A 20,860-nucleotide genomic window follows, 5' to 3' on the forward strand; every position below is an offset into this window, starting at 1 on the left:
CTTCATATATAAGGGCACCCTATACCGTATTTCAGAATATTGTTAATGAATATTCTGACCTTTGAATTAAGCTTCTAACCAAACTGTAATCCCCTAAAATGAGATTAAACCTTGCTAACTGTTTGATTGATCTGTGAAAAGCAAGGGTCAAAAAAACAAAATCAGATCCAATCAAACCACCAATTCAATGAGCTTTAGCTTTTCATTATTAAAGTTATGGGATAAACAAAAAGATAAAAAAAAATGAATTCAAAAATTACTTAGATTCATTAAGTAAAACAAAAAATACCACAAACACGAAGCTTAAAACATAGACTAAAAATAACTATGCTAAACAGTGCAGATTCAAATATCTGAAAATAGATATTTTCAAATATGAAAACTCTGATTTTCAAAAATGAAAATGGGGAGAATCTAAATTCATTTTTCGCTACATCTTTCCCAAAACCCGACAAACAGGAGCAAGACGATTGAATTGATAAGAAAATAGATAGGCTGATAATAACCGACTGATGAGAGCTAAAGCTTAAAATCATTTAAAGAAAAAAATCTTCATTAAAATAAAAACGTACACACTTATGTTAGATACACAACTCTCACAATGCTCTTTCTTTTATGGTTTTAGGCCGTATTTTTGACTGCGAGAGTCAAATATTCACCCTTTTTAAGCACATTTTTGGGTGAAAGATCTCAAGAAAATGGTGAAAATGTCCGGGAAAACGGTGCGGGAGCAATTCTCTCACGTGCGAGACTCAGCCCTGCACCCTATTCTGAGCATTTTCACATGCGAGAATCGTCAAAAAACTGAAAGGTGGGGATTTTCACGTGAAACTCCGGATTTTCAGATGCGAGAATTGGAGAAAAGCATGAAAGATTGACATTTTCACGTGCGAGACTCACTCCCGCAGGTGCGAGAATGAGTCTCGCACTCTAAAATCAGGATTTTTAAGCGCAAGAATCCAAGAAATCAGACATAGAACATTAGCCAAGCCCTTTATTTATGGGCTTTCATGTAAAAGACCATTCAAATTCACAAAAAAAAAACGGGATAAATTGAAATAAGCCGTAGCATGGCTGATCAGAATTGAAATGCTACGATCTTAAAGTTAAACTATCTTATTGTTAATTATTTTTGAGCTTTTTTTAGCCCTTAAGGAATCAAATTGATGCCTTTTCAGAAAAGTGAACGTCAGATCTCACCTCATTCGTCACCAAAACAGATCGTTTTATCAGAAATAAAACCAGTTTACACCCTGTTTTATTTATAAGGAAACTTTGTTTTTGTGGGCTAAATTTGGTCTATTAACGGTTTTACAATGGTTCGTAAGCGATTCCAAAGAGTAAACTTATCTACCGACCGGAGGGAGATCACGAAACGAAGTGAGTAATGCACTAAAGAAGCAAGCCGAGTGAAATTGTTTATATTTTGAACAAACCAATTTAGTTACTCACGAATAATTATTTCAAAGGTGTTCGTGATTTAAAAATGGGCTTGCCGGTGTTTATTAATTGAACTAAACTTTCGAACAACACATCAGCTCCCATGAAATTTAGCTTTTGTGTCTGTTGCACAACTCCAAAAATGCAGAAAACCACATAATATGCTATTCTCACACAAACAGAACGAGCTGATTTACAAGGCAATCTTTTTTCACAAGCTGTAAAAAAGTAGTGAATGATTCAATTTGTCGACTTGTGCAATGGTTACTTTTGTTAGCGACTGTACTTCACTTCATTATCCTTATTAAGTGTCAACTCAATAACTTGACCGATTTGACTAAAAACGCCATAACTATAATATACATTTCGGCATGGTAGTAATCTTATAAGCCGAAGAATTTCATTATTGAAACCAAGATCCGTTGAATTTTCTATTCCTGTGTGAATAATATGTCCTGATTCATTAGTCAGAACATAGATAGAAAGCCTAGCGGCTCTACTATTTGATTTAATATTAGTCCAGTCTATTTTCGAATATATATGTTTGTATATTGAATCTTGAGATTGATATTCGCAAGGAGAATAACTTTTAAGTTCGATGTTTTTCATCTCTCCATTTTCGATAATAAATTTGGTTTCAGATTTATAAATCATTTGATATGCTGAACTAGCTTCAGAATCATAATCCATACCAGCCCAAAATTTACCATTAACCCAATTTGCCTTTATAGGTCCATTCTTAAAATTTATACCGACAATCTTTTCAATCAATTTATTAATGATTTTATTAGTATCAAATTCAGTCACCTTCTTAAGATGTAAAACCTCGTCTTTAATGACCCATTCTGCCTCAAATCCACGCCAACAAAAAGATGAACTATTTAGAGTTGAATCTAATTCAAATAGCTTTTCTGTTATACCATCAATTTGTTCAAGTGGAGAAGAATACAACTGTAATGTATCTCCCTTATAAATTAAAATATCTTTCACCTGATTTGTAGCCAAAAGATTGACCGAAATACAGGAGAATATGAGTATAATAAAAATCTTCATCGTATAGTCGCTAACGGTAAATTGTATGAGTAGTGGCAGATTGCGTGGTACTTCCCTGTCAAACCGCTACGCAATTTGAGCGGACTACAAAGCTTAATATTTATCGCATTGCCTGCCATTACTTATACAAAGTGTTATGCCTCGTTTTCATTCTTTCACTCCTTAACTATCAATTTTTTGTTCAATTTTCACACCAATCGCTGAAGCAAAATGAATCAATTCATCTGTTGGATTATTTTGTAACATCTGGTAGATTTTTGATTTTAAATCTTCTGCATCATCTCCAGCTTCATTGATTTTATTAATGTATCCAGGGCTATTGTCTAATATTAATTTTGAACAAGTTGGATTTGAAAATACATCGTTGAGAATATTACGTGTGATGTCACCTGAGCGTGAAGTCATTTTATTTATAAAATCAAAATTTTCTGCAAAATAGACAAACAATGATGGATTAATTATCTTGGTTTTATTACAAAATTCGTCACAGATTATTTTAATTGTTGGTTGAAGTTTACTCTTACTTGCTTTTTTAATTATCCGTTCTAAAATGCTGTTTGAAGTTGGAATTGGTTGTACACCGGAAGCTATTTCAACTAATACTTTTTTGCTAAAATCCGTTAAATTCTCCGGTAATGATTTAATTATATTATTCTCAATTAGTATTGCAGCACAGTTAAGCCAATAATATGTTGCTGTATTGCGCTGAGCATACAAATCATTTTCAGGAATAGTTTTAAGTTTTTCAATCGCTATTTTATTTATGTGCTCTGTTAATTTATTCTTTGTTTCCGTGGAATAATTATAATAATTGAACTTTGGGATTTGAGTTTCAATATTATCAACTGTAATGCTTGGGATTGAATCTTCCCATAGACTTAGTTCTTGAAGCAATGATTCTGAAGTTATACTTATTGCTGTTTTTATTTCCTCAAAATAAGGCAAAACATCTAGGATTTGCATCTTTTTCCCAAAAGACTTGATAGTCATTGCTTTCACTGTTTTTCTTAATAAGTCGCTTCCCCAATCTTTCGCTAATATTAAGAGTTTACCATAAGTCATATAATGTTCTATAACTTTTGCAACTTCTTCATCAAGTCCTTCGCTATATGCTGTATTAATTTGCTTATTCACTAGTCCCATAGCTACTAAATCATAATAACTGGCTTGACTGTCATCTTTAATGCTACTTATTAATGTTTGAACTTGAGCTGTTGAAAGTTGTGTAGGTAAAGGCTTGCTTTCAGATATTAGTTTGTAAGTTTTTATTAATTCTGGGAAATTTGCAACTGTCAATTTGTTACCCGAAATCATTGATTCAATTTTTTCTTGAAGAGTAGTGAAATTGTAAGTCTCATCCTTAATTAAGTACCCAATGAAATCCATATTTGGTAATCCGTCTTCCAGTAGATCAATTAAATAGCTATTTAGATTTTTGTTGTCACAGGTAATTTTAAAGTCGTTAAATCTTGATTTAGAGAGATTCACATAGTCTATAAAAATCTCCGGCAGAACATTTTTAGGCACAATAAAATCGGCAAATGAGATTTTTAAGTTATTTGTTTTAGTGAAATTTTCAAAAGCTTCCATAGCTGAAAAGAATGATGCTCCATTAAATTCCTTCTGTTTTAGATAACCATTATATAGGTACTTTGAAAATTTGATTTTATAGGAATTATCAGCATTTAGTAATAATGCTTTATGCGAATCAGAAAAAATAAGTGAAGATATCTCATTCTTTAATTGCAACTTAACAAGCTCATTCCATTGTGGCGTGATTTTTAATTTTTTTTCTGGTTCTAATTTTGACAAGCTTAGAATTGCTTTCTCTGTTAATGCTGGGTCAATATCCTTCAATTCATCATCAAGAATTGAAACGAAGTGTTTATTGTCTGTATATTTATTTATGTCATAATTAGGTTCTCCTTTTAGCGTTTTTTGGAGGTATTGTTTTAATGGAATTTGTTCTGCTAATTTCACGTTTATGCCAAAAGTGAGTGCAGAAATATATTTCTGCAATTCTTCATTGTTTGGCACAATGCGTTCGATTTTGTCGAGATAACTTCCAGATAATATATTTAATACAGGAGCTTTAAGTATAATGTCTTTTTTCAATGCAAATACGGATATAAACAAGAGTGGAATTTCATCAAGCCAAGTTCTTTTTAATGAAACGATTTCATTAACAAAGGCAATTATTGCCCTTGGAGTTATATGTTCTTTACAAATCCCAAATATTCTTTGTATGGTCAGTTTCTCCTCATTTTCGGATTCTCCAAACGCTTCTGCAAAGAACTCATTAAATGTTTTTTTCCAGTCTGTGACAATCGGAGGAGCGACTCGATAAATAACAGGGAACGTTTTATTTATGAAATGACAAGTTAATTCAGGCTGTTCACCATTTGGTTTTTCACCAAATGCATTTGCTAAATGTGTTTTATCAAAAGGAATGATAACCCAAATGTTTTTATATCCATCTTCTGAGAAAAAAGTATGTATAGAAGACCAAAGTTCCTTTACCTTATCTGCTGGCAATCTATCCATATTATCAAAAACGACTATTAATTTATTTTTTTTCTTAGCTTCAATAAAATTGGAAATATCATTCATCCAACTCTTGAACTCAGTTACAGAAGGCTCGTTCTCACTGATTGTTTCGTAGTTTACATCATTTTCAATCTTGTCATTATAGATTGCCAATAGATATCCCAAATCATTATATCTTTTGTCCTTTTTACAAGCTATACGCCAAACAACTAAACTAACTAAAACAGGAATCATTGAAATGAAAATTGAAATAAGAGTCCACCACCATTGGTTTTGCTGTGGTTTAAAAGCATATGCAATAAAGACAAATATTGGTGTTAATATTGCAACAGCTCCTGCTGCAGCCACACCATTACTTATTCTTGGATATTTCTCGGAAACAGTTTCTTTTTTCTGTGCTAAAAGATATTTAAGTTTTTCTTTCCACGATACAGTTTCTTCACCTCCATCTCTTTTTGATATTGTTGTCTCTCCTTCAAGAATTCTTTCGTCAATTAGCACCTTTGTTAATTGTTCCAAAAATGAACGTCTTTGCAAATCTTCTTGATTACCCCAAGCGTCATATTCGAACAAATAATAATTATCACCTAATTTGCTCGTTAGAATTCTAATAATATTTGATTTTCCAGAACCCCATTCACCATCTAAACCAATTATTTTTGCAAGATTATCTTTGTCGTTATATTCTGCAATATGACTCTTAATTGCATCTGCAACTCTTTCAGCAGATTTACCTTCATATTTGTCAACACCGTGAGGAGCGTTTTGAATAAAACTTGGGTTTTCTTGATTTTTCATATTGTTTAGATTCTTGACTTAATTCAATTTTAATATCGTCGATTTCTTGGTTTTTAAATGAGGCATAACTTGTTTAAGTATTCACAAAACCTGACCTACATTTCCTTATATAGGATGTATTGTACAGGTTTATGCTCTTTTATTATTTTGAAAATAATAGAGCCTATCAAATTTATCAAAATTTAAAAGCAAACAATAAATTTAAAAGAAGTAAAACAATTGGTGTACATAAAACAGAATTGATCTATATAGTTAGGGCCATACTTCGACTTTGCTCGGTGACCGTATTTCGGCATTTCGACACAGCTCGACGGGCTCGGTGACCGTATTTCGACTACATCTCGACTTCGCTCGATGCGGCGGCTCGGTAACTGTACTCAATGCATCGGGGAGTATATTACCGTTGAAATTTGGATGCGAATAATTCGCGCGGGGGGTAAAAAAAAAATGCACCCGAAAATATTCGAGTGCATGACATATAAAACGAGCTATATCGTTTTTTAGTTTACAATTTTACCGGCAATAATATCAGCAATCATGCCATCATATGGTGCACAACTAATCACTTTTTCGTTATTAATTCCACAATTCTCAGCAAAAATAATTGTTGCAAACTCTCCTACCAAATGCTTTGGATAGGTTTCAAATTTCTCTCTGGATTCATGCATCAGGCTGATGAAGTCATTCTGATAGCATACCGTTATTTCCGGATGCTCTTCGACCCATTTAGGAAAGAAGATCATACCATGTAGTCTCTTTTCTTCAGGCATCAATTCAACAACAACATCGGTTCCTGTTGGTTCGGTCCACGATAATTTATAAACCCCTTTTGTGAGTTTAACCATATCGACCTTTTGATCCCTCACCCAACGTCCGGCGACCATACCTGTATGAATGCGATAATCAATTGTTTCTTCGTTTTTGATATACAATTCGTATTTCCAACTATTCTCATACTCATAGATAAAATGAGCGCCTAATAAATCTTTCATATCATCATGTTTTTAAATTCATTACAAATATGACACTTGAAAAAAATAAAAAACTTAACCCAGGTTAAGAAAAAGAATATTTACAAAAAAAGTTGTTTGCGTATTCTGCTTAACGATTCAGCTTTTATTCCTAAATAGGATGCAATAAGAGATTGGGAAACCCGTTGAGCAATATCAGGATGATTTTCAATAAGAAGGCAATATCTTTTTTTAGCACTTGTATTTATTGCACCAAACGTGCGTTTCTGACTTTGAATATATAACTCCAGTATGCGCACCCTTAGGAATTTTTCTACAACAGGATATTTATTGGTAATTGCTTGCAACTCATTTAATGTGATGGTCAGTATAAGACTTTCTTCGAGTGCTGTGAAATCCAAATGACTATGCTCCCCTGAGAAAAAACTGGTTAAATCTCCGATTATACTATTCTCAAAAGCAAATCGCAATACCGTTTTTTCGCCTTTGGTATTTAAAATTGAGGAATAAAATGCACCACTAACAACAAAACCAAGTTGATTGGCGTTTCCTCCCTCAGTAATAAAATGTTCCTTTTTGACTATTTTCTGTATTTTAAATAAGGAGGCAATATCATCAAACTCATCATCAGTGAGATGAATTTCATTCAAGAATATTGATTTAAGCACCTGTTTTTCCATTGTTATTTTTTAAAATTTCTCTTTGGATAGACAAAACAATAAGTTTTAATCCCAATTGTTCATTTCATGAAATTACACACAATAGTTGTATAAACAAGCGCAATTAACACCCCTGATATAATTACTCCTCTTTATCCTATAATAAGACTTATAAGGATTCGAATAATAAAAAAAGACCTTTGGTATTTTAAAACAATTGAACGCGCCTGCTTAAAAGATCCTGGGAAAAAGGTTTAGCCCCCGCTGCCGCACGAATCCTTTCGTGTGGCTTTTATCTTTTTATTAAGGAACGCGATACAATCGCGCACCAGCAGAGGCCTACTCGAAACGCCTATATTTTTCTTAATGCTTGTTGTATATTAGCATATATCATTTCTTAATTCTATCTACAGTTATAACTCGATAAGTATTCGAATTTATGGTTAATCTAATGTTATTCTCTGCATTAATCACGTAATAATTCTTTCCTGTCTTCGTGAAGAACTTATAATGGGTCTCTTTTAATATTTTTGCAATAAATGTCTCAATTTGTTCTTTTGAGAAATCGGTTGCTAATTTCTTATTTACCCTTCCGTATACAAGTTCGGTATAGCACAAGTTCTCAATAATTTTTTGTTTGCTAGCTGTCATTTTAGGTCAGATTTAGAGTCCTTATTAGTTCTAGTCTGTTATTCATTTTTCAATTTGCGAACTGTTCGTTCGCCCTGCTTATACTCAACGCATGTGTAAAGTGCAATACTCTTTATATCTCTTATATGACTCCAACTGTACCCTTTATGTTTAAAACTAGTATACAGTTAAAGCAATAAATCGAGACCTTTATTTACTTGCAAAAGTCATCTCTGTTTATAAATGCATGAGTGGCAAACACAAGGCTTGCTCATAAAAGCTAATAAATTTATGAAAACTAACTTACAAACAATATATTGGGGTCAGACAAAATAAATGGCAAACATAAAATAGAATAGGTCTATATAATTATGTGCTTCGACGGGCTCAATAAGCTAATTTCCACAGGCTCGATATAGCAGATCCAACATTCGATTAAACTCTTACCTGGAAGATTAATACAACTTAATTTGGGTGGTCAACCTAGTCTATTTCCCCGGCTTTTTTAAGGGAGAATCTGGATGCCAGTGGACCAATGATTTCATGAAGCAATGCTGCTCCTATTACAATTCCCATAATCGTGGATGCGGTTTCTTCGAAAATAGGATCTTTGGTCAGTAAAAGTGCAAGACCTATTACAATACCCCCCTGAGGGATTAGTCCACCTGCCGTATATTTCTTTATTTTTAAATCGGACTTAACCATTTTAGCACCCGAATAAATGCCTAAAAACTTACCTATTATTCGTCCAATGATATAAATAAAGATAAGCACATAGCTGCCGGTTATCGAAGATAGTTGCAATTGCATGCCGGATAAAGTAAAAAAGATCACGAAAGTCAGTTCATCCGTATAGCGTTCGATAAGCTTGAAAATTTTATCTGATAAGGGATTGAAATTGATAACAACAACTCCCAGTGCTATTGTAGATAGTAGGGACTCAAAGCCAAAGTACTCCGCAATGCCATAGCTTAATAATATTAAGCCAAAGCTTAAAACAATTAAGGTTCCCTCCTCTTGTTTTTTCAATATTTTCATGATGAAATTAAATAACAGTCCAACACTTCCACCTACCAGAATAGCACCCCCAATGCTTTTCCCAAGCTCCAATAATGTCTGACTAAATTTGATATCGGTTTCCCCTAAAAAAAAGGCCGCAAATGCCGTAACCAAGGTGTAAATAATAATGCCCACAATATCGTCAAATGCAGCAATTTCCATCATTGCTGAACTCACCTCGCCTTTAGCTTTGTATTCATGAATAACAGCCAATGTTGCAGATGGATCGGTAGGGGCTGCCAGAGAAGCAAGAACAAGGCTAATGGCTATCACGACATAAACCGAATCGAAAATATGAATGAAAAAATAAAGGGTGAAAAACATAAACAGAAAGACCGAAATAAAAGCAAACAAAGATTCCATAACGGTCAGTGTTAAAATCTTACTTCCTGTAGTCCTCAGTTTTTTTAAGGATAAAGAACCCCCTATTGAAAATGTGATGATGGCTAATGAAACAGAAAGCAATGGATCGGTATGAGTAACAAACTCATGCGACATAATTCCTGACAAATCAGGATTTAGTAGGATACCAGCCAAAATATAACCGGATATTTTAGGGAGTTTTATTTTTTCAGCCAACTCGCCAACAATATATCCAGTGAATATTAATATTCCAATACTCAACATAACATTCATAATTATCTGTTCAATTTATTTAGAGACTCAAAATTTTGACCTTCGTCAGTAGTGTGCAACCAATGTTACGGGGTCGGCTTTATTAAGTTTGCTATACGAACCCTTTCAACTTTTTATGACGATTTATTTTTTTGATAAATGACCAGTTAGCTCTTGTTACTTTTTCACCAGCATAAAACTTTTCCAAGACCAAAGGATACGCTCTTCCAAGATTGAAATAGCTTGTAATTCATTGGGGAGTCCCCTTTCTGAAGTGTAAAGACAAGCTGTATTTCCTTTGCCTTTCTGATCCGTCCAAAAGAAAACCACATATGTTGAACGAATAAGTAGTGGCTTGCCATTCGATAAATTATCAGCGATACTACGGTTTTCAATATTAACAATTTTAGCATACTTAATCCCATAAGGAATTGTAAGGGGTTTTATTTCCCAACTGATCAGTGAATCTCGTCGCTTATCTAAAGTTGATTTTATGAATTTGTCCCGACAATAATTTTCAAATTCTATTTCTGAACGGCATTTTTTTAGCTGCTGATACAAAATACCACCACCTTCAGAGTAGGTATTTGAGATTAATTTGTTCCTAAAAGTAAACGCTGTGCGATAAGTCGATCTTAATATTAACTCCCAGGAGGGCAAAGGCATAAAAGAGTAATCGTATTGATCACTCGCAAACCACCGAATCGTATCATTCCATGCATTCTCTCGAAAATCGTTGTTTCCTGTGAATGGCAAAATGCAATACCTGTCTTGTACCGTATTGTGGAAGGCCTGTATCCTTTCTATCCCTTCAGTTTCATCAAGAATTTTCATTCTGCCAACAATACGTTTATCCCCTTTTTTTTCAGGCTTTAATTCAACGTAATAATTTTTCCCGGGATAAAGCTTAAGTAATATTTCTATTTTTTCATTATTAATATTTGTTTGAAACCGTGTGTCGCCTGTCAAAACAGTATTTACCCTGTAGATATGATTCATTTTGGCCTTTACACAAAAGCCTCTATCATCATTAATGATTACAGATAACCAATTGTCTGGGAATTCATCCACCTTATCTCTGAAGAAATATATATGTGCAAATTTTGAAGTATCCAGATTTGCGGGGCCAGGTGTATACGTGGTTTGTGCACTTCCAACAATGGGACCTGCAGATATAAAAGTTAGAAATATGAATAATTGATTTAATAATGCCGTTTTCATATCCGGTCGTTTATTTCAAACAATTTAAAATAATAGTACTTAAAAGGTAATAACTATTCTCAATACTTACTGCTTTTTATTTTTACAAGCTGAGCACACCCCTAGTATTACTATTATGAGCAAGTTATCAAGTTCACATAAAAAAACTTGTCAAGCTTTGTTACCGTCCTTATTAGATTTATATATTAACCCAACTGTAAATATCACAAGACAACGTGCAATAATGCCAACTAGGCCACCTTCCGGTCCATATTCTCCTCCAGTCAGAAATTCCTGTCCTGAGATATTTATTTTAAATAATCCATCAATAACAAACCCACTAACAGGAAATCCAAACACAAAAGCTTGAAAGAAATTCCAGGAGAAATGTAATCCGATTGGCAGCCATAATTTTTCTGTTTTAATGAATGCAAGGGCATACATAATTCCTCCGATGAATGCACTTAGTGTAGATAAGTGTGTTGAACCCTGATTAAACATATGAACAAAGCCAAAAAAAAGTGCCGTTATGAAAATAATGAGTGCCGTTGACTTTAAATAGAGTTTTAATCCATTTATGAAAAAGCTTCTAAATATTATTTCTTCAGCGAAAGCTGCGGCTGCGAAGATTAAAACGATCTTGAAGAAATGCCCATTGGTCCATGAAAATTGGGTGATAGTTAGTAAATCCCCATATAAGAATATTAGAAAAATTAAGGCAAAAATTACCGCTCCAATTAAAAGTCCTGTGAGTAATTGAAATTTAAAAAAAGGTCTGAATCCTAATTTCTGACCAATTTCATTTTTGCTGAGCCCTGCTTTTCTCCATTGTTTAAAAGCAATAATTCCAAAGATCACCGGTATTAGATTTCCAAGTATTATAATTAGTAGCATTCTTTCGATTTATTTTATCCCATTTTAATTATATCGGGCAACTGATGAAAGCATTTAAGACTAATAAATTTATGAAAATCAATTGATAAACAATATACTTTGCACCTAAAATGAGAAAGGAACCTCTGAAATAAAACACTCTTTTTAGTGAAAATGGGAAAAAACTTTAGAACCAAGCCTTCAGATAAAACCAGCCCGACTTTAAAGGAAGGAGATACATTTCAAAATCCTGGATATTGAAAGATTCTCACCTAAGGCCGCATTTCTATCCTAAAATATTTGCTATCGAAGAAAAGGAACAACAAAGCAAGCTTTCCACCCCTCAAAGAACTCAGCCCTAAACTCAACAAAATCAAAACATGCATTGACTTAATCAGCTTAATATCGTAACTTTTGTAGTCTTTAAAATCTTAAATAATAGTCAACTAAATCATTTTGAAATGAAAAAAACAGCACTTTATTTCGGAATCAGTGTTACGTGCATAATGCTATTGAGTAGTTGTATTCAACAGTCAGCAGATGTAAGTAAGGATATTGAAAAGGCCAACAAAGTCTTTATCGAGGCATTCAATCAGTCTAGTCCTGATGCAGTAACAGCCTGTTACACCAGCAATGCCAAAATATTCCCAACAAATAGCGAAATAGTTGAAGGCCACGAAGCCATCAATAAGTTTTGGACAGTGGGAATGAAAATGGGAATTAAAAAAGTTCTTTTAGAAACCCTATCGGCTACTGCATACGGTCATATCGCGATAGAAGAAGGCCTGTATACACTTTATGCTGACAATGACCATATTATTGATCAGGGGAAATACATTGTCACCTGGCGCAAAGAAGGTGGGAAATGGAAGATAGAACGAGATATTTGGAATACAAACTCCCCTTCTGTTGAAACCAAATACAAAATTTGCGAAGATAACTTTATTGCTCAGCTTGCCGCCAGTATCAATTTTGCCAAATCAAAAAAAGTAAATCCTGTTGAATACGGTAAATATATTGGAGGACTTCACGCTGATGGCTGGCAGCCTAAAGATGAAGATCATCTTAAATACTTTATGAACGGCTATAAGTGGAACATGAATTTATTTAAGAATTTCCGGATGGAAACCCTTGAACAATCAGACACTATGGTTAAAGCCAAAACAAAAGCCGATTGGACGCATTTATCGGCAGAAGAAAAATTCTATGGCGTTGATTCTGTAGAAATGAATGAATGGTTAAAAGCAGCCTGGACCGCCATTGCCAACCATCTGAATTTGGAATACAAACAGGAACAGGATGGTGATTGGATTGTGTTTACTGTAACAAAACGATAACAACGCATTTAAAATTGTATCTCAAAATTTGAAAAACAAAACCACCTCCATTGCGAGGTGGTTTAAGTTAATGTTCTGCTTGATATTATTTTTTTCGATATTTAGGTTTCATTTTTAGCTCTGCTGGTCTTGAGGAGTATTCTTCTTTGCCATACTTTGGAGCTGTTTTTAAAAATTCAGGAATCTCTTGTCCTGTTATAGCGACTCTCTCAACCATCATTTCTAAAGCTAAAGCGTAATCAAAATGAATTCTCACATCATCTCTCTTTGCATCATTGTAAGCTATATAACGCAGGTATTCAACACATTTGTAAAACCACTCATCAGGATATTCCGGGCCATAACGTTTATTAAGCCTCACCATAAACTTCAGGCGATCAATCACCTTTTGTTTATCAAGTATTGTATCTGCAATCAGTGCATCAAGCGCTGCAATAGCTTTGGCATAATCTTTTTCTCTGTAGATCTGATCTGAGATCTTTTTTAATCGAATATTAAAAGCTTTCCCTTCAAAATCGCATAGTTTAGCCATAAAGTCGGCACTGCAATAAGTTGTTTCTTTAGCCAATTTACCATCAACGGCCTCTTTTCCAAACAAATTGACAAATTGCGTATAATGATCAGACACTTCTTTTAAATAGGGATTATCGTATCCGGAGATGCAATCCTTATACAGTTCCCATATTTTAGGATCCGTTAATTTTCCGCCATTCTTAACAATTTCATCAAAGCCTGAAATCACAGCATCTCTTTTATAAATTGACGCCATATACCTGACATAGGCAATCATAAATTCTTCGGATCGATTCCCATTATTGTACTCTGATAAAATATATTCAGAAGTCATTTGAGGATTGAGTGCAGCTTTACCCAGGGCAATAAAATCTTCAGCAGACTTTCGACCGCCACTGCGATGAACAATTTTTTCATTTTCCGGATTAATAAATGCATAAGTCGGGTATGATCGCACCGCATATTGCTTTGCTAATATGGCCCCCTCTTTGGTTTCGGCATCTATTTTCAGACTAATAAATTTATGATTGTAGAAACTTCCAACTTCCGGTAAAACAAACACGGTTTTTGCCATATTAAAACAGGGGCCGCACCACTGGGTGTAAAAATCGATAAACAGAATTTTATTTTCTTCTTTAGCCTTGCTCTTAGCCTCTTCCCAACTTCCGTGAAAAAATTTAATTCCTTCCGTATTTTCGCCGAATGCATTGCGGCACAATAAAAACAAGACTAAAATTGATACTATTTTTATTTTCATAACACTTTCATTTATAAGTATAGATTTATATCAAAGGAAATATGAGATCTGAGATCAGATATCTTTCTCTTCACCTCTGATAAGAATAATTTAGAGCCCTAATGCTAGCTCAATCTTTCTTTTCAAGTCTTCACCATGCAAACCACTTGCAATAATCCGACCTTGCTTATCGATTAAAACGGTAAAGGGTACGCCTTTCACTGCATATTGCTTGACTATAGGAGATTGCCACTTTTGGAAGTCACACACATGATGCCATGTCAGATCATCCTTTTCAACCGCTTTGGCCCATCTCTGTTTACTCTTATCTAGTGATACGCCCAGTATTTCGAGTCCTTTCTCATGATAGGCCTGATAGAGTTTGACCATATTGGGATTCTCTTTTCTACAGGGGCCACACCAGGATGCCCAAAAATCAATTAAAGTCGTTTTTCCTTTAAAGTCTGAAAGATTAATCATTGCCCCTTCCAATGATTCCATTTCGAAAATGGGAGCCTCTTGGCCGGGAGCTATTCGATTCAATTCCTCAACCCTAGCCTGAATCGCTTTATAAAGAGGATGCTGTGCATATTCTTTTGCATAAGGCTTCAATCTACCTGCCAGCTCAACGGTATCACTCTCGTACATATAATTCTCTTTAATCAGATATAAGCAAAGGACTGGTAATTTTTTTTCATCAATAAATGCTTTCACCAGCTCCATCATCTGCAATTCCAAACGAGTAATCTGCAACTGACATTCTTTTTTTTCGTCTGCATTCCTTCCTTTGATTCTTCTCAGAGCCAGGATTTTGCGATACAAAACATTTCTATCGCTGGTGTAGCGATTAAACGCATTTTGAGTCGGCGTGCCTTTCACGACAGGAACAGTCAGGTTTCTCTCCTTAACCTTTGAGTTATAGTCCAATTGTCCTGCTTCTAAAAAGAAATAACGAATGGGGTATTTGTAGCCTTCCACTACGATCTGACACAATTGAGACTGATTGGTCTTTCCCGAAAAATGGAAGTGTCCCTGATCGATTTCTACCGAATCGATACAAACAAATTTGTCCCCATTAAATTGTTTCAAATATGCCATCCCTTTGGAATACCCTTCGATATTTCCCTCAAGATGAAAGGATTTATCTTCACTACATGACAAAAGACACAAGGCACATAACAAGATTAAGATGTAATTATTAAAATGTTTCATCATAAAGATTCAAGGTGTTTGGTGCCCAGATACTGAGAACCGAAAAGTTAAATAGAATTTCACATCGTACCACAAGCCATAATGAGCCTATGTACAAACTTTTCAAACAATATTTCCTTTTGCAATTTATTTACAGAAATAAGCTTCTATTTATACCATCCTGATTGCACAAATGATTTCCTTGTTATTTAAGATAAAAACCATTTGGTCACTCTGCTGATATAAATAGAAAGAGACTGCCCCCCTGGTCGTTTTATGGTTGTCAAAGCCAGAAACAGGCATTCTATAAATGATAAACCTGGGGTTCAGTCTCTTCTGTTACATTTCCCTAAAGGATTCTATTCTAATTAGTAACCCGGATTTTGATCTACCGGATTTCCATTGATTTCACTTGAAGGGATAGGCAATATCCTAAGATCTTCGATACGCTTACGGTATTGTGCCTCTGCCTCAGGCCCTTTTTCGATAGCTTTATCCAAAGCTTCTTTCAGAATATCGTTACGCTGGAGTAATTTCTCAGCACCAAAACGTCTCAATGCAAAATATTCATTCCAATTTTCAAAGGACATCTCAATCAACCATTCATTACAAATGGCCGTTTCAATCTCCTCCTGAGTTGCATGTGCAACCGGACCTGCTCCTGCACGAGCCCGTAGGGCAGCAATGGGAGCATATGCATCATCCAATGATCCCCCTCCGCGATAAATTGCCTCTGCTTTTAGCAAGTAAATTTCGGCTGTACGCAAATAAATTAGCGGTAAATCGTTTGCTGAATTAACCAGTTTTTTAACCGTTGCGTTTTTATAAACGGTCCCTGCAAGTCCATAGCGATAATCAACTTCTACCGTATCCCCAATGATTGTATTGTATCTGGGATCATCACCCAATAAATCGAGATAATTTGGAGAAGGGCCCCACTTTCCAGAACTAAATGATGTCAGTCGAGTTTCTAAACTTGGAGCCTCAGAAGCACCAAACACTCTGGCAAACAAGATCTCATTGGTACTTTCCCAATCGGTAAAAACGGTTGCATAATCCGGAGCCAAATCATTCTCGGTATGAGCCAAGACTTCATTAGCCATGTTAACACAGTCTGAATACTTCCCCATTTGAAACAAGACCCTTGTTTGAAGTGCCTTAGCAGCAATCTTCGAAGCCTGAGAGCTATGTTTGTAATCCGGGCATTTTGTGATCGCAATTTCCAACTCATCCAAAATCATTTGGTAACTATCTGCCACGGAAGAGCGCTCTTTTTTCACATTATCAAGTGATGGCAATTCATTTCTAATGATAAGGCCTAAATTACTGTTAACATCCCAATATTGGGTAAAACGCAACATCAAACGCTCATAAGCCAACGCCTTTAAAAAATGCAACTCACCAATGATCTCATCTTTACGGTTTCCTTCAAAATCATTCACGCCATCAATTGCTGATAACAAAAAGTTTGCATTCTTAATCAATGAATAATCGTAAGACCACTCAGTACTTCCATTTCCTGCCAGCACAGGCCAGTAGCGTTCGTAATACCAAACGGCATTCCCTCTTGTCCACCAATCGGGTTTTCTCATGGTACCTGCCCTAAAGCTCCCCTCAACCATGATATCTCTTGAATCGTATGCATCGGCAGCTAAGTTTGCGTATACGCCCAATAATGCCAATTCAACATTATTAGCACTGGTAATTGCTCCATCCAAATCAGCCTCATAAGGCGGTTGTTTGTCCAAAAAATCGTCCGTTGAACAACCAAACAATATAAAGACAAACAGTAGTATTGATATATATTTTTTCATCTGATTAGCTTTTACAAATTTAACTTCAATCCAACTGAGTAGGTTCTTATTCCCGGATAACTGGTTTCATAGTTTCCACCAAAATTGCCATAAGAATTAACTGTAGCCGGATCAGTACCAGGATAAGAGGTCAATGTGAACAAATTTGTTGCCGACACGTAAACTTGCCCCTGAACTGAAAATTTCTTAATTTCAGGAAGATCGTATGAGATTCTTAGGTCCTGTAATCTAAAATAGGATGCATCATATAAACTCAAACTGGTCAATGCAGGAACGCCCTGTCCCAAATAAATTGCGGGAATTTTAGCATCCGTATTCTCCGGAGACCAACGATTATAAAGATTATAATCAACAAGACCTGTCAACTGACTTGGCACATTCTGCAGAGCTTTTCCATATTGTTTTAAGCCACCTATCTGAAATCCAAAATTGGCATTAAAAGAGAATCCCTTATAGCTAAGATTGGCAATGATACCCCCAAATAAATCGGGATCAGGATTACCGATAATCGTCCTGTCTTTACCATCAACCTTGCCGTCTTCGTTAAGATCGGTTAATTCAAGATTACCCGGATATAAATAACCGTAATAAGAAGAGTTTCCATTTTCTACGGCATTGGCATCCAGCTCATCAATACGCTCCTGATTTTGAATAATCCCATTGTACTTATATCCAAAGAAAGAGCCCATTGCATAACCTTCGGCCAAAACCTGAGAACCTGTTCCCTGCACAATCGCTCCGCTTGAATTCTCCGTTGAGCCTTCTTTCTCCAATTTTCTAACTTCATTTTTATTGGTAGCCAGATTAATAGCAAAATCGAACTTCAGATCTTTTTTATCTATAATCTTGGCTTTAACATTAAATTCAAAGCCCTCATTTCTAACACTCCCAATATTATAATACATGCTGTTTACAGACATACTTGAAGGAAAAGAAAAACTTCTAATTAAGTCATCTGTATCTTTGATATAGTAGCCCATGGATCCTGTCAAACGGTAATTGAATAAAGCAAAATCCAATCCGGCATCGTATAGGGTTGATAGTTCCCACTGAATATTTTTATTCCCAATCTGAGAATGCTCAATACCCGGAACATCATTGTATTTAGTTGCACGATATAAATCTCTATTGGAATAACTGGATAAGTTCTGAATCCCTGTTTTACCTGCAGATACTTTCAGCTTTAGATCATTAATAATATCCACATCGCTTAAGAAACTCTCTTTATTCATTCTCCAGGCTAGTGCCCCGGATGGGAAGAAACCATAACGATTATTCTTTCCAAACATAGACGAACCATCATAACGGGCTGTCACCGTTACAAGATACTTATCGTTGTACTTATAATTTAATCGACCAAACGAAGAAAATAAGCCACGCTCCTCTTTACCGTCAGAAGACTGACCAAACTCTGTACCCGCCGATACATTGGTATAAATCTCATCCATGGCAAAACCATTCTTCGAAAGGTAAGCCCACTGACTTTGTGAATCTTCGTATGAAAGCCCTCCAACAAAATCAATAGAATGAAGCTCATTAAAAGTATTCGTGTAGCTCACCGTATTATCAAACACAGTTCTGTACCCCCTACTTTCTTCCTTACTGGCAGATGCTTCGTTGTACCAGCTTAAATAACTGGGGTGAAACTGATAATTATAGTTCATGTACTGATTAACTGAAATATTCGATTTCAGCTTCAATCCTTTAGTAAGCTCCAGCTCTCCATACACATTCCCTGATATTCTGTATTCATCAGAATTGTTTACAACAGTTGATTCGGCAACTGGATTTACATCGTAAAAAGTAACACCATCTTCTTCATAAACGGGTAAATCCGGACGATGTCCCTGTGCAGAAAACATAGATGTTCCAGAATTATTTCTATCCGTATATGATAGATTGATATTGGTTCCAATTTTGAATTTAGGACTCAAATTGATATCCAAATTAACACGACCGGAATAGCGTTTCAGGTCATCATTTACAACCATTCCTTTATGATCCAATACAGACCCTGAAACGAAATAGGAAATATTCTCACTACCCCCACGAACCGAAACATCAACATTTTGTCTTCTGGCGGTTTGTTTCACTTTATCAAACCAATTGGTATTTGCATCGCCCAGGTAACCACCTTCGGTATCAAGAATATCTTCTGCGGCACTATTCCCCGGATCAACTTCTAAGGTTGCTTTAGCCAAATCGGTCAAATAAGAACGAAATTCATTGCCATCAAGCATCGAAAAGTTCTTAATCTGCGTATCAAATGAGGAGTTATAACTCACATTAAATTTTGCTTTTTCATTCAATCGACCTCTCTTGGTAGTGATCATCACCACACCATTGGCGGCACGCGAACCATAAATTGCCGATGCCGATGCATCCTTAAGCACGTCTACCGAAGCGATATCTGAGGGGGGTATCGAATTTAAGATTGTGGCATCATCAGTAGGTATCCCATCAATCACATACAAGGGTTCATTACTTCCTGAAAGTGACGTTGCCCCACGCACACGAACTCTGACAACTTCTCCCGGACGGCCTGTGTTACCACTTACCATAACACCTGCAGCCATATTTTGTAATAAAGAGGTTGAAGAGGGAACATTTTTCATTTCCAGTTCTTTCTCAGAGATACGAGCCACAGAACCTGTAAAGTCTCGAACTGCCGTTGTTCCGTATCCAACCACTACAACTTCATCCATCATGCCTTCATCGGGTCTAAGTACAATTGCATATTGTGTTTTATCTCCCAATTTAATTTCCTGAGGAACCATACCAATAAAAGAAACCAGCAATACATCAGCATTTTCAGGTATTCTCAGTGTAAATTCACCATTGGTATTGGTTGCAGCACCAATGGTTGTGCCTTTTACAACCACAGAAACACCTGGTAAAGGCGAACCTGACTTATCAGTTACCTTCCCCTTAATTTCTTTTTTCAACTGCACTGGTTCCTGAACGGGTTTGGGCTCTTTTTTAGTAAAAACCACAAAATCCTCAATAATCTCATATTCAAAAGGAATTTGCTTACAGATTTCATCCAAAGCTGATTCCAGACTCACATTCTGCATATCAAGATCTACTTTATATGAAGCATCCACGTCCTCTTCATTGTACATAAAGTAAGTTCCTGTTTGTTCTTTCAATTCACTTAAGACGGTTCTTAAAGAAGCTTCTCCGGTATTAATACTCACTTGTTGTCCCAATAGTACAGAAGCTGATAACTGGAAAGAAAAAGCGAAAAATAGAATCAAACTGAGCTTCATAATAAGCAAGGTTTTTCTTATGGCTGGTGATAAACACCGCCACTTCAGGTTTTTTTTCATAACTTTAGGGTCTAGATTTATACTACCATTGACATTTAATTTCAATGGATGGTTAATAATCAAACAGGGAATGTGGCCGCATTTCCTGTTTTTTT

14 protein-coding genes are annotated in these 20,860 nt (G+C 35.4%); 2 read left to right on the plus strand and 12 right to left on the minus strand.

All coding sequences use genetic code 11. From position 1 onward, the window contains the following. Window positions 1-680: 680 nt before the first annotated feature. The gene (locus tag EV201_RS05160) at window positions 681-878 is read left to right on the plus strand and encodes a hypothetical protein (protein ID WP_130306315.1); all 198 of its coding nucleotides are present in this window, start codon (window positions 681-683) and stop codon (window positions 876-878) included. Window positions 879-1,713: 835 nt separating this feature from the next. On the opposite strand, the gene EV201_RS05165 is transcribed toward EV201_RS05160, so the two are convergent. The 8 genes from EV201_RS05165 to EV201_RS05200 all read right to left on the minus strand — a co-directional run bounded on the left by EV201_RS05165 (window position 1,714) and on the right by EV201_RS05200 (window position 11,866). Beyond that, window positions 1,714-2,445, minus strand: a complete 732-nt coding sequence (locus EV201_RS05165) for a hypothetical protein (protein WP_165389592.1) — start codon at window positions 2,443-2,445, stop codon at window positions 1,714-1,716. A gap of 210 nt (window positions 2,446-2,655) precedes the next feature. Beyond that, on the minus strand, window positions 2,656-5,838 hold the full coding sequence (locus EV201_RS05170) for a P-loop NTPase fold protein (protein ID WP_130306317.1): 3,183 nt from the start codon (window positions 5,836-5,838) through the stop codon (window positions 2,656-2,658). Between the two features lie 500 nt (window positions 5,839-6,338). Further along, the gene (locus tag EV201_RS05175) at window positions 6,339-6,830 is read right to left on the minus strand and encodes a phenolic acid decarboxylase (RefSeq protein WP_130306318.1); all 492 of its coding nucleotides are present in this window, start codon (window positions 6,828-6,830) and stop codon (window positions 6,339-6,341) included. Window positions 6,831-6,910: 80 nt separating this feature from the next. Then, window positions 6,911-7,489 carry a Crp/Fnr family transcriptional regulator gene (locus tag EV201_RS05180; protein ID WP_130306319.1) on the minus strand — a complete coding sequence of 193 codons (579 nt, stop codon included), beginning with the start codon at window positions 7,487-7,489 and terminating at the stop codon, window positions 6,911-6,913. A gap of 369 nt (window positions 7,490-7,858) precedes the next feature. Further along, a complete protein-coding gene (locus tag EV201_RS05185; protein ID WP_130306320.1) occupies window positions 7,859-8,119 on the minus strand; it encodes a DUF3781 domain-containing protein in 261 nt (86 codons plus the stop codon). A gap of 462 nt (window positions 8,120-8,581) precedes the next feature. After that, a complete protein-coding gene (locus EV201_RS05190) occupies window positions 8,582-9,784 on the minus strand; it encodes a cation:proton antiporter (RefSeq protein ID WP_242610458.1) in 1,203 nt (400 codons plus the stop codon). Between the two features lie 165 nt (window positions 9,785-9,949). Further along, complete coding sequence (locus tag EV201_RS05195; RefSeq protein ID WP_130306322.1) at window positions 9,950-10,993, minus strand: hypothetical protein; 1,044 nt, start codon at window positions 10,991-10,993, stop codon at window positions 9,950-9,952. A gap of 150 nt (window positions 10,994-11,143) precedes the next feature. Continuing rightward, window positions 11,144-11,866 carry a CPBP family intramembrane glutamic endopeptidase gene (locus EV201_RS05200; protein WP_130306323.1) on the minus strand — a complete coding sequence of 241 codons (723 nt, stop codon included), beginning with the start codon at window positions 11,864-11,866 and terminating at the stop codon, window positions 11,144-11,146. 440 nt (window positions 11,867-12,306) lie between these two features. On the opposite strand from EV201_RS05200, the gene EV201_RS05205 reads away from it, so the two are divergent. Continuing rightward, complete coding sequence (locus EV201_RS05205; protein ID WP_130306324.1) at window positions 12,307-13,182, plus strand: YybH family protein; 876 nt, start codon at window positions 12,307-12,309, stop codon at window positions 13,180-13,182. Between the two features lie 85 nt (window positions 13,183-13,267). Here the strand turns inward: EV201_RS05205 and EV201_RS05210 are convergent, their stop codons facing one another. From EV201_RS05210 to EV201_RS05225, 4 genes are all read right to left on the minus strand, one after another. Continuing rightward, window positions 13,268-14,452, minus strand: coding sequence for a thioredoxin family protein (locus tag EV201_RS05210; protein WP_130306325.1), 1,185 nt, complete (start codon window positions 14,450-14,452; stop codon window positions 13,268-13,270). Between the two features lie 90 nt (window positions 14,453-14,542). After that, window positions 14,543-15,646 carry a TlpA disulfide reductase family protein gene (locus tag EV201_RS05215; RefSeq protein ID WP_130306326.1) on the minus strand — a complete coding sequence of 368 codons (1,104 nt, stop codon included), beginning with the start codon at window positions 15,644-15,646 and terminating at the stop codon, window positions 14,543-14,545. A 344-nt stretch (window positions 15,647-15,990) separates the two neighbouring features. Continuing rightward, a complete protein-coding gene (locus EV201_RS05220; protein ID WP_130306327.1) occupies window positions 15,991-17,436 on the minus strand; it encodes a RagB/SusD family nutrient uptake outer membrane protein in 1,446 nt (481 codons plus the stop codon). An 11-nt stretch (window positions 17,437-17,447) separates the two neighbouring features. Beyond that, entirely contained in the window at window positions 17,448-20,705 is a 3,258-nt protein-coding gene (locus EV201_RS05225; RefSeq protein WP_207224392.1) for a TonB-dependent receptor, read from the minus strand. Window positions 20,706-20,860 lie beyond the last annotated feature (155 nt).

Origin of the sequence: Ancylomarina subtilis, from assembly GCF_004217115.1 — a bacterium.
GTDB lineage: Bacteria > Bacteroidota > Bacteroidia > Bacteroidales > Marinifilaceae > Ancylomarina > Ancylomarina subtilis.

What these genes read in the sequence shown, in the direction of transcription:
- EV201_RS05170 (WP_130306317.1), bottom strand. Translation starts at nt 5,838, where the DNA reads ATGAAAAATCAAGAAAACCCAAGTTTTATTCAAAACGCTCCTCACGGT.
- EV201_RS05175 (WP_130306318.1), bottom strand. Translation starts at nt 6,830, where the DNA reads ATGAAAGATTTATTAGGCGCTCATTTTATCTATGAGTATGAGAATAGT.
- EV201_RS05180 (WP_130306319.1), bottom strand. Translation starts at nt 7,489, where the DNA reads ATGGAAAAACAGGTGCTTAAATCAATATTCTTGAATGAAATTCATCTC.
- EV201_RS05185 (WP_130306320.1), bottom strand. Translation starts at nt 8,119, where the DNA reads ATGACAGCTAGCAAACAAAAAATTATTGAGAACTTGTGCTATACCGAA.
- EV201_RS05190 (WP_242610458.1), bottom strand. Translation starts at nt 9,784, where the DNA reads ATGTTGAGTATTGGAATATTAATATTCACTGGATATATTGTTGGCGAG.
- EV201_RS05195 (WP_130306322.1), bottom strand. Translation starts at nt 10,993, where the DNA reads ATGAAAACGGCATTATTAAATCAATTATTCATATTTCTAACTTTTATA.
- EV201_RS05200 (WP_130306323.1), bottom strand. Translation starts at nt 11,866, where the DNA reads ATGCTACTAATTATAATACTTGGAAATCTAATACCGGTGATCTTTGGA.
- EV201_RS05205 (WP_130306324.1), top strand. Translation starts at nt 12,307, where the DNA reads ATGAAAAAAACAGCACTTTATTTCGGAATCAGTGTTACGTGCATAATG.
- EV201_RS05210 (WP_130306325.1), bottom strand. Translation starts at nt 14,452, where the DNA reads ATGAAAATAAAAATAGTATCAATTTTAGTCTTGTTTTTATTGTGCCGC.
- EV201_RS05215 (WP_130306326.1), bottom strand. Translation starts at nt 15,646, where the DNA reads ATGATGAAACATTTTAATAATTACATCTTAATCTTGTTATGTGCCTTG.
- EV201_RS05220 (WP_130306327.1), bottom strand. Translation starts at nt 17,436, where the DNA reads ATGAAAAAATATATATCAATACTACTGTTTGTCTTTATATTGTTTGGT.
- EV201_RS05225 (WP_207224392.1), bottom strand. Translation starts at nt 20,705, where the DNA reads ATGAAGCTCAGTTTGATTCTATTTTTCGCTTTTTCTTTCCAGTTATCA.